General features: G+C 58.9%; 13 protein-coding genes and 1 pseudogene. 8 read left to right on the top strand and 6 right to left on the bottom strand.

Features of this window, described 5'->3' with window-relative positions:
- Positions 1-5: 5 nt before the first annotated feature.
- Positions 6-644, top strand: coding sequence for a redoxin domain-containing protein (locus I41_RS00795; RefSeq protein WP_145430034.1), 639 nt, complete (start codon positions 6-8; stop codon positions 642-644).
- 74 nt (positions 645-718) lie between these two features.
- Positions 719-2,170: a c-type cytochrome gene (locus tag I41_RS00790; RefSeq protein ID WP_145430032.1), complete on the top strand. Its 1,452-nt coding sequence runs from the start codon at positions 719-721 to the stop codon at positions 2,168-2,170.
- Between the two features lie 444 nt (positions 2,171-2,614).
- Here the strand turns inward: I41_RS00790 and I41_RS26930 are convergent, their stop codons facing one another.
- Positions 2,615-2,782 carry a hypothetical protein gene (locus tag I41_RS26930; protein WP_168206589.1) on the bottom strand — a complete coding sequence of 56 codons (168 nt, stop codon included), beginning with the start codon at positions 2,780-2,782 and terminating at the stop codon, positions 2,615-2,617.
- A gap of 208 nt (positions 2,783-2,990) precedes the next feature.
- On the opposite strand from I41_RS26930, the gene I41_RS00785 reads away from it, so the two are divergent.
- The 4 genes from I41_RS00785 (at position 2,991) to I41_RS00770 (ending at position 6,440) form a co-directional block, all read left to right on the top strand.
- The gene (locus I41_RS00785) at positions 2,991-3,233 is read left to right on the top strand and encodes a hypothetical protein (protein WP_145430030.1); all 243 of its coding nucleotides are present in this window, start codon (positions 2,991-2,993) and stop codon (positions 3,231-3,233) included.
- Between the two features lie 95 nt (positions 3,234-3,328).
- Positions 3,329-4,417 (top strand): hypothetical protein, encoded by a 1,089-nt coding sequence (locus I41_RS00780; RefSeq protein ID WP_145430028.1) that lies wholly within the window; start codon positions 3,329-3,331, stop codon positions 4,415-4,417.
- A gap of 433 nt (positions 4,418-4,850) precedes the next feature.
- On the top strand, positions 4,851-5,624 hold the full coding sequence (locus tag I41_RS00775; RefSeq protein ID WP_145430026.1) for a hypothetical protein: 774 nt from the start codon (positions 4,851-4,853) through the stop codon (positions 5,622-5,624).
- 93 nt (positions 5,625-5,717) lie between these two features.
- Positions 5,718-6,440, top strand: a complete 723-nt coding sequence (locus I41_RS00770) for a lectin-like protein (RefSeq protein ID WP_168206588.1) — start codon at positions 5,718-5,720, stop codon at positions 6,438-6,440.
- Positions 6,441-6,573: 133 nt separating this feature from the next.
- On the opposite strand, the gene I41_RS00765 is transcribed toward I41_RS00770, so the two are convergent.
- The 3 genes from I41_RS00765 to I41_RS00755 form a co-directional block, all read right to left on the bottom strand.
- Complete coding sequence (locus I41_RS00765) at positions 6,574-7,065, bottom strand: PEP-CTERM sorting domain-containing protein (RefSeq protein WP_145430024.1); 492 nt, start codon at positions 7,063-7,065, stop codon at positions 6,574-6,576.
- An 814-nt stretch (positions 7,066-7,879) separates the two neighbouring features.
- Positions 7,880-8,893 (bottom strand): NHL repeat-containing protein, encoded by a 1,014-nt coding sequence (locus I41_RS00760; protein WP_145430022.1) that lies wholly within the window; start codon positions 8,891-8,893, stop codon positions 7,880-7,882.
- A 231-nt stretch (positions 8,894-9,124) separates the two neighbouring features.
- Positions 9,125-9,310, bottom strand: a complete 186-nt coding sequence (locus tag I41_RS00755; protein ID WP_145430020.1) for a hypothetical protein — start codon at positions 9,308-9,310, stop codon at positions 9,125-9,127.
- A gap of 404 nt (positions 9,311-9,714) precedes the next feature.
- Between I41_RS00755 and I41_RS00750 the strand changes: the two genes are divergently transcribed.
- Together I41_RS00750 and I41_RS00745 are read left to right on the top strand one after the other, a co-directional pair.
- On the top strand, positions 9,715-9,978 hold the full coding sequence (locus tag I41_RS00750) for a hypothetical protein (protein WP_145430018.1): 264 nt from the start codon (positions 9,715-9,717) through the stop codon (positions 9,976-9,978).
- 1,124 nt (positions 9,979-11,102) lie between these two features.
- Positions 11,103-12,011: an arginase family protein gene (locus I41_RS00745; RefSeq protein ID WP_210421083.1), complete on the top strand. Its 909-nt coding sequence runs from the start codon at positions 11,103-11,105 to the stop codon at positions 12,009-12,011.
- Positions 12,012-12,202: 191 nt separating this feature from the next.
- Here I41_RS00745 and I41_RS27865 read toward each other — a convergent pair whose 3' ends face one another.
- Together I41_RS27865 and I41_RS28410 are read right to left on the bottom strand one after the other, a co-directional pair.
- Positions 12,203-12,703: a tetratricopeptide repeat protein gene (locus I41_RS27865; RefSeq protein WP_145430016.1), complete on the bottom strand. Its 501-nt coding sequence runs from the start codon at positions 12,701-12,703 to the stop codon at positions 12,203-12,205.
- 14 nt (positions 12,704-12,717) lie between these two features.
- A pseudogene (locus tag I41_RS28410) lies at positions 12,718-13,287 on the bottom strand (tetratricopeptide repeat protein); the annotation flags it as partial.
- Positions 13,288-13,322: the final 35 nt, after the last annotated feature.

Genomic DNA, 13,322 nt, shown 5'->3' with positions numbered 1-13,322 from the left:
GACCCATGCTGCGAACCGCCACGATCGCACTCCTTCTTACCCTCCACGCGGCGTTTCCCGCCATGACCCGCGCTGCCGCGCCGGCGGATGCGACCGCCGCCCCATGGTCGCTCACCGACCTCGCCGGTCAAACCCGCCAACCGTTCAATGATCCCACGACCCGCGCCCTCGCGCTGGTCTTCATCACCCCCGACTGCCCGATCGCCAACTTCTACCAGCCGACCCTCCGCAAGCTGGGCGAGGAGTTCGCTGACAGCGGCGTCCCGCTATTTATGATCCACTCCGATCCCGACGTCACCGCCGACGCCGCGCAGCGACACGTCGAGAAGTTTGAGATCACCGCGCCGGTGATCCTCGACCACGCCCAATCGATCGCTCGCCGCGTCGACGCCAAGATCACTCCCGAAGCGATCATCGTCGACCGCGCGGGCAAGATTCTCTATCGCGGCCGCATCGATAACTTCTACGAAGCCCTCGGCCGCAAACGCCGCGCAGCGACCGAACACGATTTCCACGACGCCTTGGCCGCCGTCGCCGACGGTCGGCCGGTCGCCAACCCAGTGACCAAAGCGCTCGGCTGCCACATTCCCTTCGCCGAAAAAGCAGGGGAGGGCGAGGCTCCCGCCGAGCCGCGCACCCCTTGAGAGTCTCTCGACGCTTCCGGCTCAGCGGGAGCTTCGCCCTCCCGAACTTGTTCAACGACTTCGCAGGACTAACGATGCACCGTCTCACCTTCCGCCCATTGGCAGCGACTGCCGCCGCACTCACGCTGATCATCGCCGGCGCCGTTCCACGCTCCGCCGGCGCCAACGACGAGAAACCCGCAGCGCCGACGTTCAACCGCGACGTGGCGCCGATCGTCTTCGCCCAATGCGCTCCCTGCCATCGCCCAGGCGAAGCCGCGCCGTTTGCGCTCCTCACCTACCAAGACGTGAAGAAGCGGGCCGACCTCGTCACCGCCGTCACTGCCTCGCGCTACATGCCGCCCTGGCATGCCGAGCCGATCGCGACGGCTTTCCACGGCGAGCGCCGCCTCACCGACGACCAAATTGAGTTGCTCCGGGCCTGGGTCGACGCCGGCATGCCCGAGGGCGACGCCGCCGACCTGCCGCCGCAGCCAGAGTTCACCCCTGGCTGGCAACTCGGCCAGCCCGACCTCATCGTCCAGATGAGCGAAGAGTTCGAAGTCCCCGCCGACGGGCCCGATCTCTACCGCAACTTCGCGATCCCGCTCGGCCTCACCGAGGACAAATGGGTCCGCGCCGTCGAGTTTCGCCCAAGCGCCCCGACGGTCGTGCACCACAGCCTGTTTTTCCTCGATCCCACCGGCCAGGCAAGCCGAGAGCCCGGCTTCGCACGTCTGTCGTTCGAAGGCGCCGCCCGCCGCGGTCGCGGGCAAGGCGATCTCGGCGGCGGCAGCAACGGCCGCAGCCTCGGCGGTTGGGCCGTCGGCGCCTCGCCTCTGCCGCTGCCCGCGGGCCTCGCCTTCCGCGTCCCCGCCGGCGCCGATTTGATCCTCTCGACCCACTTTCACCCCTCAGGAACCGTCGAGCGCGAACGCTCCGTCGTCGGCATTTACTTCGCCGATAAAAAGCCCGAGCGCAGCTTCACCGGCGTGCAGCTGCCGCCAGTGTTCGGCGCGCTGGCCGGCGTCGAGATTCCCGCCGGCGAGAAGCGTTACACGAAAACCGATTCGTTCACGCTCCCGGTCGCCGTCGATGCGTTCGGCGTGAACTCGCACGCTCATTACCTCGGCAAAGAGATGGAGCTCACCGCCACGCTCCCCAACGGCGAAGCGATCGACCTGCTGCGGATCAACGACTTCGACTTCAACTGGCAGGAACAGTACCAATACGAAGAATTCGTCCGCCTCCCTGCCGGCACGCGGCTCGAGGCCCGCGTCACCTGGGACAACTCCGCCGACAACCCGCGCAATCCCAGCAACCCGCCGGTAGCGGTGAAGTGGGGCCGTGAGTCGACGGACGAAATGGGAAGCGTGTCGCTCCGGATGATGCCCGTCGACGAAGCCGATCTCGAGCTGCTTCAGCAGTCCTACCGCGATCACGTCCGCGCCGCCGCGCGCGAGCGGATGTCACAGCGGCCCGCCTGGCGCGAGCGGCTGAAGCGCTGGATCGCCGCGTCCGCAAGCAACGACGAAGCGGTCGAATAGCCTTGCGCTCGTTGGCCGCATGAGCGCGTCGCCGAGCAATCGCTCGACCGGCGCCGCATGAAAGGTCGCCTTCTGCAGTTGCCGCGAATTGCTTGCGCAACCCCGGCGGTGGCGCCTGCAAGGAAGGCGTCAGTGAGTTGACGAGTGAGGTTATCGACCGAGATCGCCAAGGGCATGAGGCGCTGTATTTTTCAGCATCGCGACACTGCGAAAATTGACGCAAATCGCATTCGCGACGTCGACGACATGTGGAAACGGCAAAAAAGTTTGCACAACGATTTTCCGTAGGCGCCGCCGCAGCCGGCGCCAGTACGACCATCAATTTCTTATGGGGCCAACTTGCGCAACGTGCTCAGAGTGAGCGCGGGGCGACGCGAGGGCGGGGCGGCTGCCGATGCCACACCTTCTGCCTGCTGCTCTTCCTCGCATCGTTCTGCTGCGAAATCATCTCTTGCGACTCGTGGCGACGGCGGCGATCGCTCCGGCAATGAGGACAAGCAAGACGGCAGTGGCGATTTCGAGCGGGCTCGGCGCCAAGCAACGAGGTTTTCCCTGCCCCGGACGATAGCAGTTCGCGAAGTCGCCCGCGAACTCCGCTATACTAGCGGACATGATTTGCTCCCTCCGCGACGCGCTCGCGTCCGTTCTCTTCGCGGCCAGCGTTGGTTGTTTGGCGTTGTGGGGATGGACCGCTTCGAATCCGAAAGTTCTCAGCACGCTATGGTGTGAGTCGGATGTCACTCCGCTCTTCTTTTAAGCAATTGACCGGACTGGAGTGTTGAGCGTGAGGCAGGGGCAGTTAGCTAAGCCGCGGCCCTATTTGCAATTCGAATCTAAGCTCGTTCGCGATTCGGTTCTGTCACAGTTTAACGAGGAACTGAATCGGCAAGGGATGGTTGGGCGATACAGAAGTGCTGTTTACTTCCCTCTCTGGTATCCCGCCCTCATCTTCGCACTCGCGGGCGTTGGGACGCTCAGGCTCGGCCGCCGCTTCACGATCCGCTCGGCGATCGTCGCCACGACGGTCGTGGCTGGGTTGCTGGGGATGGCGGTGGCGTTGTGAAATATGCGATAATCAGACTTGGAACTCCGTTTGACGCAAACCGCCCGCCTTTGTATGGTAAATATGCTTTCGCAAAACACGCATCGGAGCAGCTAATGATTTCGTTTACCCGCATCGCCGCAACCATCACCTTCTTCGTCGGAAGCTCCGCCCACTCATTCGGGGCGCCGCCTTATTCAGTTACACTGCTGAATCCGTCGGGCGAGGAGCGCATGATCGCCTCAGCTATCTTCGACGGTACGCAGGGCGGTTATTCTCTCCATCCTAGTGCGATTAGCCGAGCGGTGATATGGAACGGGACGGCGAGCAGTATGATTAGCCTCCACCCCGACGGTTTCGTCAGTTCGCAAGTCGATGCCGTTGGTGAGAATAGCCAGGCTGGGAAGGGCCGAATTGCGAACTCTCCAACACACGCACTTTTATGGCGCGGGACGGCTGCTTCAGTCGTCGACCTTCATCCGCCTGGATACACGTCAACAGAAGTTAATGGCATATTCGGTGACCGCCAAATTGGGTCCGGCGGGGATATAGGTTCGAGCGGACCAATTCACGCACTCTTGTGGGAAGGAACCGCCGACAGCGTAGTTGATCTTCATCCGGCTGGATTCGATAAGACGTATGGAGACGGTTTGTCAGCCACTCATCAAGTAGGGTCTGGCTTCGGTTCGGCGACAGGAGGTAAGGAGCACGCACTGCTTTGGAACGGCACAAAAGACAGCGTAGTCGACCTGAATCCAATTGGCTTCGATTATAGCGTTGCAGTGGGTGTCGTCGGCGAGAAGCAATTTGGCGTTGGCTTGGGACCTGCGACGAACGACAAACTGCATGCGCTGGGATGGACGGGAACCGCTGCAAGTGCCGTTGATTTCCACCCTGCCGGTTTCCAATCTAGCGAAATAGGAAGCGCGGCCGGAATGTACCAAGTTGGAAGGGGACAAATTGCCGTCGGAGAGTACCACGCCCTGCTATGGAAGGGGTCGCCCGACAGCATGGTCGATTTGCATTCGTCTCTAGCAAACCTAAGCGAAACGTTTACAAGCTCAACCGCCTATGGCGTCGATGCAAACGGAAATGTGGTCGGCTCCGCCACTTCGGGGGGTAAAACTTTCGCTGTGATGTGGGCGCCAGTCCCGGAACCGGCCACCCACAGTCTTGTTTTTTTGGTATGGCGACGTCCGCATTAGCTCGAAGCAAAAAGCGTTTTTGACTTCGTCATGCCAGACGTGCCTGCAAATAATCACGTTCGACGAGTGTGAATTGCAGATGGCATCCGTAACGGGAACACGTTCGCTCCCCACCCGCCTCGGCGGCGGTTAGAATGCGGGGCAGGATCGCAAGGGCCTTAACCACGCTCGTTGGCGTCGTCTTGATGCTTGCCAGCCTATTCCTGCTCATGTTCAACGATCTTGGAAAGCTGTCCGGGATAGCCGCATCGTTCGTACTCATGGGCGGCGGAATGTGGATGGCCAGGCGATCGAATCGCTGACCCCGGCCGGGAGGCTGGGGGCTAGGACTGCTTTAGTGCTGTGCGTCGGTAACAGCACGAAAACGAGAGAGTTTGCGAGAAAGGCGACCCGCAGGTATAGTGACTGCGGAAGGGGCATCGGGAGCAAACTTATGGAGAGGATTCTAGCTGCGTATCGCAGCCTCGCGCCGGCTTTATCTTTTATCGTCGTGTCCGTCATATTGCCGTGGCATGCCAATGGAGCTTTGATTCATACCCCGGCCGCAATTATTCTTGAGGAGTTTCGAGCGCCCGATGGCACGAACGAGTTCACGTTTTTTGCGCTCGGCGCTGGTCCATGGTATCGTTACAAGATTTACAATGCGTTGGGAGAGGATTTCACCTTTTCCAACGAACGGACTTACAGTGATTGGCCAAGTGTCGCGAGCCGACTGTTTGGCACGTGGAAGATGGTCATCGACTACAACGCTAGGCAGGAAGAGTATAGTTTCGTCGTATATCCATTCAATTACGAAGAAATAACCGTTCCATTTCCGGAAAGTTCTCCTCCGCATGGATCGACAGTTACCAGTCCGTTCTTCGTCACCGTAAAAGACGGAGGAACCGGTCTCCACCAGTCACAGGGAGTCGAAAACCTCACTCGACGGTATCTAGGAACCGCTGGGGTGCGTTTTGACTTTGGCGAGGTTAGCCCGAACGCGAGCATTGCTATTGGTTTGCGTATTCCGGGGCGCGACTTCAGCCAGTATGTTTCAACTGCCACTTCGCCGCCCAATGCGCAGTTTAGTGTACGCACTGGTTTAGAAATCACTCGCACATCGACTGCTACGCTATATCCCGTCCGTATACCGGAGCCAAGCGGCCTGACGCTGATTGTTGGAGTCATGGCGTTTTTCTCACGCCGGCTTCGCCGCTCGCAGGAATGAGAGGGTGAGTTCGATGCGACCCGCCAAATTTGATTGACAGCCATCCGATAACTTGGCATCATGCTGCCGGGGCAGCAACCACGCAACTCTTCAATGCAACGCATACTTCTGTGCGCTCTTTTCTGTGCCGCTAGTCTCTCGGCAACGATGCCTGCTTTCGCGTGGATGAGCGAGCCTGCTCGCAACCCTGACAACGGGCACTACTATGCGTTCTTCAATGGGGCGGATGACGAAAGGTTTGTTCGGCGACAAATGCCATTTGCAGTTGCCCTGACGCGTGCGGCGTCGATGTCGCACTTAGGCATTCCCGGTCACCTTGCCACGATCACATCACAAGCGGAGGAGGATTTTGTTCTTGGTTACTTTAAGGAGTTAGGGGGTCGGCCGTTTAGTACCATTGAGAATTATTGGATTGCTGCCAGCGATGCGGCAGTCGAAGGAGAATGGCGTTGGGTCGCCGGGCCTGAAGCGGGTCAGCAATTCTGGCAAGGAGAATACAACGGCCAAGCCCTCGATTATCAAAACTGGTTAACGTTCATTCCGGGAGGAGGCCCCGTCGAGCCTGACAACAAGCCAATGGTTCCTCGCCTCAATCCTGAGGGTGAAGATTACCTAGCTCTGTCCCTGTATGAAACATCATGGTCTTACTGGAACGATGTGATCGGCTTGCATGACCCAAACTCTTCTTTCTCGCCACACCTTGCCATCGTTGAGTTCTCGGTTCCGGAACCATCAGTGGGAGCGCTGATCACGATCGCAGGCTCAATGCTCGTCGCCTCCTGCCGACGCCGAGCCAAATCCGAAGCGCGAAGATAAACTGACCGCACCAGATACCCCAGTTCGCGCGCTCGAAGGTGGGCAATGGGAACCACACTGGCAGGCGTCGGAACGCGTGAGGCGGGCTAGGATCGCGTAGCGAGGAAACGCCACGTTTAGCGCCGCGGCGGGGTTACTTGCGGCGGCGGAGTGCGGCGAGGCTGAGCAGAGCAATTCCACTTCCGATCAGCGAGTTGGGTTCAGGCACCTGCAACAGCCTAGAAAATAGTACGGTGATTCCGTCAGAGACCTGTAAGCTCAAATCGATCGTCGGCGTCCGCGGTGGGACGGCCGCTCTTAGAGAAATCGAATTGACCTCAAGACGCGCAAGTGGAGTGACGTGCGTATGGGGTGGCCATGGCATGTGCCAGACAATCCAGTAACCGGGCAGCGACCCCTGCGCTAGGACCAACGGCGCTTGAGCGTTCGACGGAGAAAAAACCGGGGGCTCTGAAAGAAGCTCCGGCCGCAGTCGGCCGGCAGTTGAATGCAGAGTCGCGGAAAGATGTCCGTACAGGCCGCCAACGAGAACATCTCCAGTTGCCGGATCGTATAGGCCATACGGTTCGGCTTGAGCCGCGACTGCCGGCAAAACAGCCAGCAGGAAGAAAAGAAGTTCTCGCATCGCCCCAGCTCCCTTGTTGTTCCCCCCACGGTCAGCTGTGCGTGAGCATATGCAGTTCGGAGATTAGAGTCAACAAATCCCCCAAATTCACCCGAACCCTCTGAAGATCCAGCGACGACCTGGACCGAAATTGTGACCACGGCGCTCGCCGACAACGCCAACCCGTGGGAGCGGGTCGAAGCGGCGGCGCTCACCAACGTCGCCCGCTAACTTGACCGTCACATCGCCAACGGCTTCAACGGATTGGAAGACTGGCCGGAGGCGTTCGGCGCTAAGCGATGAGTGCCCGCCGCTCCACCACAATTCGCCGAATGCGGGAGGCGCCGCAGCGATAACCCGAACGCGTGCCGCAAGTCGGCGGCGGCCAAGATCTCGGCCAAGAAAAGATCAGTACGCCCGGAGGGATTCGAACGAAAGTGCATTCGGCCCCATAAACACCGACGATTCATCCGACCGTGGCAATGGACGCGCTGCATATTCCGGTGCAATATCTGAAACCTCTTCTACGACAGACCCTGATCTCGCGTTTTTACTAGACCGATGGTCAAGCATCTCTGCCGAAGTTCGACGCCAGATCATCGGCCTAGTGTCCAACGATACTCCCCCAAACACGTAGGGGGGGCCCCACTCTGCTACCCGTGACGTTTTTGGAATTGGCCCCACCCCCATAATCGCGTGGGAACCTGTAACTAATCCGCGATTCTGTGGAGACCGTTATGGCAGCATCTGGGGGTCTGCATTCGCTAGTAGAGCAACTTCGGCCGTCGCTGTGGGTTTGACGAACCGGAAGGCAGGTTCAGCGATGCTGCTCGCGCTAATTCGTCCTCCGAACGATGGCGACTGCGGTGCCCCAAACGATCAGGGCCATGATTCCAGCTATCGGCTCAGGGACTGGCGTCGGATCGACCGCAACGCCCCACGGAACTCCCACTCCAGAGACGATGACCTGAATACCCGACCCGTCCAAGTTGGCACGCTGAATCCTGTTGCTGACGGCAGGAGTCGGTTGGGAATCGGTCCAGTAAATCTTGCCCGCCGTCAGGTCTAGCGCGACCGTCGTGGGATCATCAACGCCTGTCACAATATCCTCGACGTTGGTGCCGTCGAGATTCGCCCGTTGAATCCGATTCGTGGTCAAGTCAGGCCAGTAAATTTTACCGGCCGACGGATCAAGCGCGAGACCGTTGGCCTCGTCGATTCCGGAGAGAATGGTTTGGATATTTGACCCGTCGAAGTTTGCGCGCTGAATTCGACCAGCCCCGTCGAGGTGACCTTCAAGGTCTGTCCAGTAAACCTTCTGATTGACGGCATCGAGTGCAATTCCTGCCGGATGGAAGGGACCGCTTGGAACAATGGTCTCAACGACCGAACCGTCTAAATTGGCTCGTTTGATCAGGCCGCTACCTGGGACGCCGTCTGTCCAGTAGAGCTTTCCCGCCGATACATCAAGCGCCACGCCGCCGCCAGCGCTGGAGGTAGCGACGATTTGTTCGATGCCGCTGCCGTCGAAATTGGCGCGACTGATACTCCCTAGGCCCGGTTCGGTCCAGTAGATCTTGTCATTTAGCGAATCGACTGCCATTCCGCGCGGATCGCGCAAGTTGCCGATAATGGTTTGCAACCCCGGGCCCGGACCTGCGCGGCGAACGAAATGTGATCCGGATCGCTCGGCCGGATCCGTCCAGAAGATAATCTCCGCCGTCGCGACACGCGGAAGCGTCGCTATTATGACGATAGCTGCCAAGCCGCACTTGAAAGACTTCATTAGACGTCCCTTCAGAAAAGTCAGTACAATTTTGATGAAGTAGCCACCGGCCTGCGGCTGCAAATCCTACTTGATGGCAGCGGATTAAGCCATCATTTTCTTTTTCAATAGCCGTGGACACATCCTAGCCGGTCTCATTTCAGAGATCGCGGCTAGAATGGCAGCATGGCTATCAGGCTCCGAGCCCTGCGCGGCTACCCTGCAATGTTGATCGGCGGCGAAATTCTCGCCGTACTGTTGCTGCTCTGCGCTCTCTGGCAGCGACAAATCTGACTTAGGCCGGGAGGCTGGGTACTAACCCTCTCGCGGACGCCAGCGACTCCGCCGTTGCTTGCGCAGCTTCAGCTGCTCGACGATCTTCTCGCCGATCGCCTCACACTTCCGTTTCTTCCCTTCGCTGCAGGTAAGCGGCGCCGGGTAGCTGAAGGAGTAGTAGTAAGCTGGCATGGCCGGCGGCTCTTTGGGGGGTTCGTCTTCCATACCGGTCACGATACCACCGGCACAAGAATCCTACGCGTGCCATTCGTAACTCTTGCGGCCAGCCGGTGAGTGCAGCCTAAATCGGAGGCAGGAACCGAGACAGTTTGCGGACGGGGAGCGAGGGCAATAGAGTGGCAGGCATTGCAATGCCGCACCACTTTAGGGCCCGAGAAATGGATCGTAAAGCGTTCTGGAACATTATTGATGCCGCCCGTCGCGGAGAGGGGCACGAGCGGCGTATATGGCGTCCGAGCACCGACGCCGCAATTCGACGACTGTCAGATGGATGACTTTTCCAAATGAATCGCCGGCCGCGAAATCTTTGACAATTCGATGCACTTCGCCGCGGCGGCTGGCGCAGCCCGGGCTTTGAACCTGCCGTCGGGCGGCGTTATATTTGATGCATGCGCAATCTCTCGTTCAAAGACTGGATGGAAGTTGTCGCCGCAATTGCAACGGCCGGCGGCCTGCTGTACCTCATGTACGGCGATTACTTCAAGCGGCCTTTGCTTGAAGTGAGCTTCGTCCCCAAGAGAGACGTGACCTTGCAGGGCAACACGCCGGACCCCTTCATCAAAGGCAATAGCTTTGCCCGATCAATTTGGATAAGGATATGCGTCGTCAATCGAAAGGTCGTCGAGTCGCTAAGAATGCGAGGGCGTTCTTGATAGGAGCGCAACCTTTGCGCGGCAATATCGGATTCCGCAATGAAGGTCGGCCTCTTCCATGGCAAAATGACTTCTACAATCCGACGTCGCGAGACTTACACCCTGGAGTGATGAATCGAGTCGACGTCGCATTTACATTTGACGGTGTCGGTGGGGGCATTCCAACGTGTGCACAGCCGTACTTCGGGCTGACAGACGGAAATGAGTATCGTGTCGCGATTCAAGTCACCGCAGACGAGGCAGCTCCTGTCACCATCTATCTCCCGATTCGATGGGACGGAACCGATTGGACATCCGTAAGCGCCGTCGAAGCATTGCCGGGCGCTTGGGCGAATTAACGTCAGGGCTCCGGAGGCGGTGCCCAACTCTTACCTTCGCGGCCGTACAAAGGAACTGCTCGCCACGTTGAGGCACTATCACGTCGCATCGCTTTCAACTGCTTCTGAAACCGCGCAACCATGTCGGACGGAGGTGCCACAAGCGTCTCTTCGCCGTCGAAAATAGCCTGTAATTGCTCTACTACCGTTCCATCGCTTAACAGCCGCGATTCTTTGCCGAGCACCAAGGATAGTAAGCTCGCAACCGAATCGAAGTGCGTCGAAGGGCAGTCGTATCTGATCATCATCGCTTATGTGCCCAATCTCCTCGCCCCGAGCCACCCAATTAGAAGACGCCGGCAACAACGACCTCCACACGCATCACGTCGGGAGCGATCAGGAATCCGTGACTGCAACGGGCCTGAGGCCCGCTGCCCCGATGATCCCGGTGTCACAAAGTCCAAATAATGCATAGTGTTGCGTTACAGAATCTGAGGCACACCTCCTGCCTGGCGCTACGTTTCCAGAATGGCGGACACACGCAGCGAGTTATGCGAAGTAGCGCTAACTTCGGCCCCCACCATCCTCGTGCCAGTCGCATGAACGCAAGCAGAATTAGGAATGCCACAAAGGGGTTTTGGAGTCGCTTTTTTCGAACGGCAAGTCCATATCGTTTCTACCCAACACCGACACTGTCAGCGTTACGCAAGGGCGGGCAAAACGTGTTCAACGTGCCCTTTAATCTGCGATCTTGCGATGCGGGCATATGCTTAGCGCTTTAGCGCTCGTCGGCAGAAAGGCGTTTCCATGATGCGTGTCTTCTACAGCCCGGAATACGTCGGCTCCGACTACGCATTTGAGACGACGCGCAAGGCAAAATGGGTCGCGGACTCACTCTTGAAATCGCCTCTTTTGGGCATCGAGCTGGTCGAGCCGGAGCCGCTGCCTCCGAATCTAGTCACCGCCGTCCACGATCCTGACTATGTCCGTGCCGTAGAGACCGGCGTGCCTCGGGGGCTAGCCGAGTCGCAAGGATTCGAATGGGATGCCGGACTGTGGCCGATGGTGCTGGCTTCAAACGGGGGTGCTGTCGCAGCAGCACGTGCGGCGTTGGAGCAGGGCGTGGCCGGATCGCTGTCCAGCGGTCTTCACCACGCCCGTCACGAGCGCGGGGCCGGGTACTGCACCTTCAACGGGCTGGTCATCGCCGCACAGGCCGCGCTGGCCGCCGGGGCTAGGTCCGTGTTGATCCTGGATCTAGACGCGCATTGCGGCGGCGGCACGGAATCTCTGATCGCGGGCGAGCCTCGCATCCGCCAGCTTGACGTGTCGGTCAGCAGCTTCGACAGCTATCCGACCAGCGAGAGCGCCATGCGGGCGATGGCTGGGTCGAGTTCCGAGTACCTCCCCACCGTCGAACGGATGCTGCACGAGGTGGGGCGGCAAGACCATAATTTCGACCTCTGCGTTTACAACGCCGGTATGGACCCGTTCGAGGATTGCCCGACTGGTGGTCAAGCCGGTATCACGCGACAGACCCTAGCTGCCCGCGAGGCCATGGTGTTCGAGTGGTGTGATCGCCGGCGCCTTCCGATCGCCTTTGTTCTGGCAGGCGGATATCTTGGCCCAAGCTTGGACGAGTGCGGTCTGGTCTCACTGCACCGTCTCACCTTGTCGGCCGCGACCCAGTCGCGCCTAACCAGACGCAGCATCTGACCATTCATCCGCCGCCGTGACACCGTGACACCCTGCCGCCGTGACACACAGGACAGCAGGTTCCAGGGGGACTCCGCCAGTGCAGATACCCTGAAAAGCAACTTTCGTAATACGCTCCTGCAATTCCGACACATTACGGGTCGCGTTCCCATGACGCGACAAATAACTCAACTCCCGAAGAATTGCGTACGTCAGTTCAAAAAGCGAACGGCTAATTTAGGATTAAGGCGAATGGCTTCGTTGAAATCGGCATTCGCTTTCTCTTGATCATGCTTCGCACGCCAACAGTGGCCACGATTGCAGTATGCTTCCACATTGTTCGGGTCGAGTCGAATGGCCTCGCTGAAGTCAGTTATAGCCTTAGCATACTCTGTCTTTTTTGCCCAACAATTCCCGCGATTGAAGTACGCGTTCGCATCGTTCGGGTGGAGTTGAATGGCTTTGCTGTAGTCCGCGATGGCCTTGTCGTACTCCCTTTTCGAATCCCAACTGTACCCGCGACAGACGTACGCTGCCGCATCGTTCGGGTGGAGTTGAATGGCCTTGCTGTAGTCCGCGATGGCCTTGTCGTATTCCCTTTTCGATTCCCAACTGTACCCGCGATAGACGTACGCGTCCGCATCGTTCGGGGCGAGTTGAATGGCTTTGCTGTAGTCCGCGATGCCCTGTCGTACTCCCGTTTCGAATCCCAACTATCCCCGCGGTTGACGTATGCGTCCGCATAGCTCGGGTCGAGTTGAATGGCTTTGCTGTAGTCCGCGATGGCCCTGTCATACTCTCCCTGCTCGTACCAGCTACGTCCGCGATTGAAGTACGCCGCGGCGGAGTTCGGTTCAAGTCGAAGCACTTCGTCAAAGACAGCTACAGCCTTTCGGTGGTCCCCCTTGGCATCCCAACTCAGGCCGCGGTTGTGGTAAGCTGCGACGAGCGTTGCGTCGATTCGAATGGCCTCGTTGAAGTCGGCGATAGCGTTGGCGTGTTCCCCGAGCTTAAACCAGACGGCGCCTCGGCTGGCAAAATTATCAGCATTTGCCTCGCGGCGTATGGCCTCATTAAGGTCACTCAGTGCGAGATTCAGATTTGCAATGGCGCTCAAGGCGATCGCTCCATGTAAGTAACTGCTCAAGGACGAATTGCTAGTCGCAATCCGATCAAAATGGCCACGCCAGTTTTTATATAACGAAATGCTTGCTGAAACATGATCCGTGGTCAGGTCCTCAATCCGCCGGGCTTTCTTTTCCTTACGAACCGCCTGCTTCGCCGCAGGGGAGGCCACGCCCTTGGCGGCGAAGATAGAGGCGCGGCTGGCGG

Origin of the sequence: Lacipirellula limnantheis, from assembly GCF_007746075.1 — a bacterium.
GTDB classification, from domain to species: Bacteria; Planctomycetota; Planctomycetia; order Pirellulales; family Lacipirellulaceae; genus Lacipirellula; species Lacipirellula limnantheis.
The sequence above is the reverse complement of the archived record's forward strand: the minus strand, read 5'-3'. Positions and strand labels throughout refer to the sequence as shown.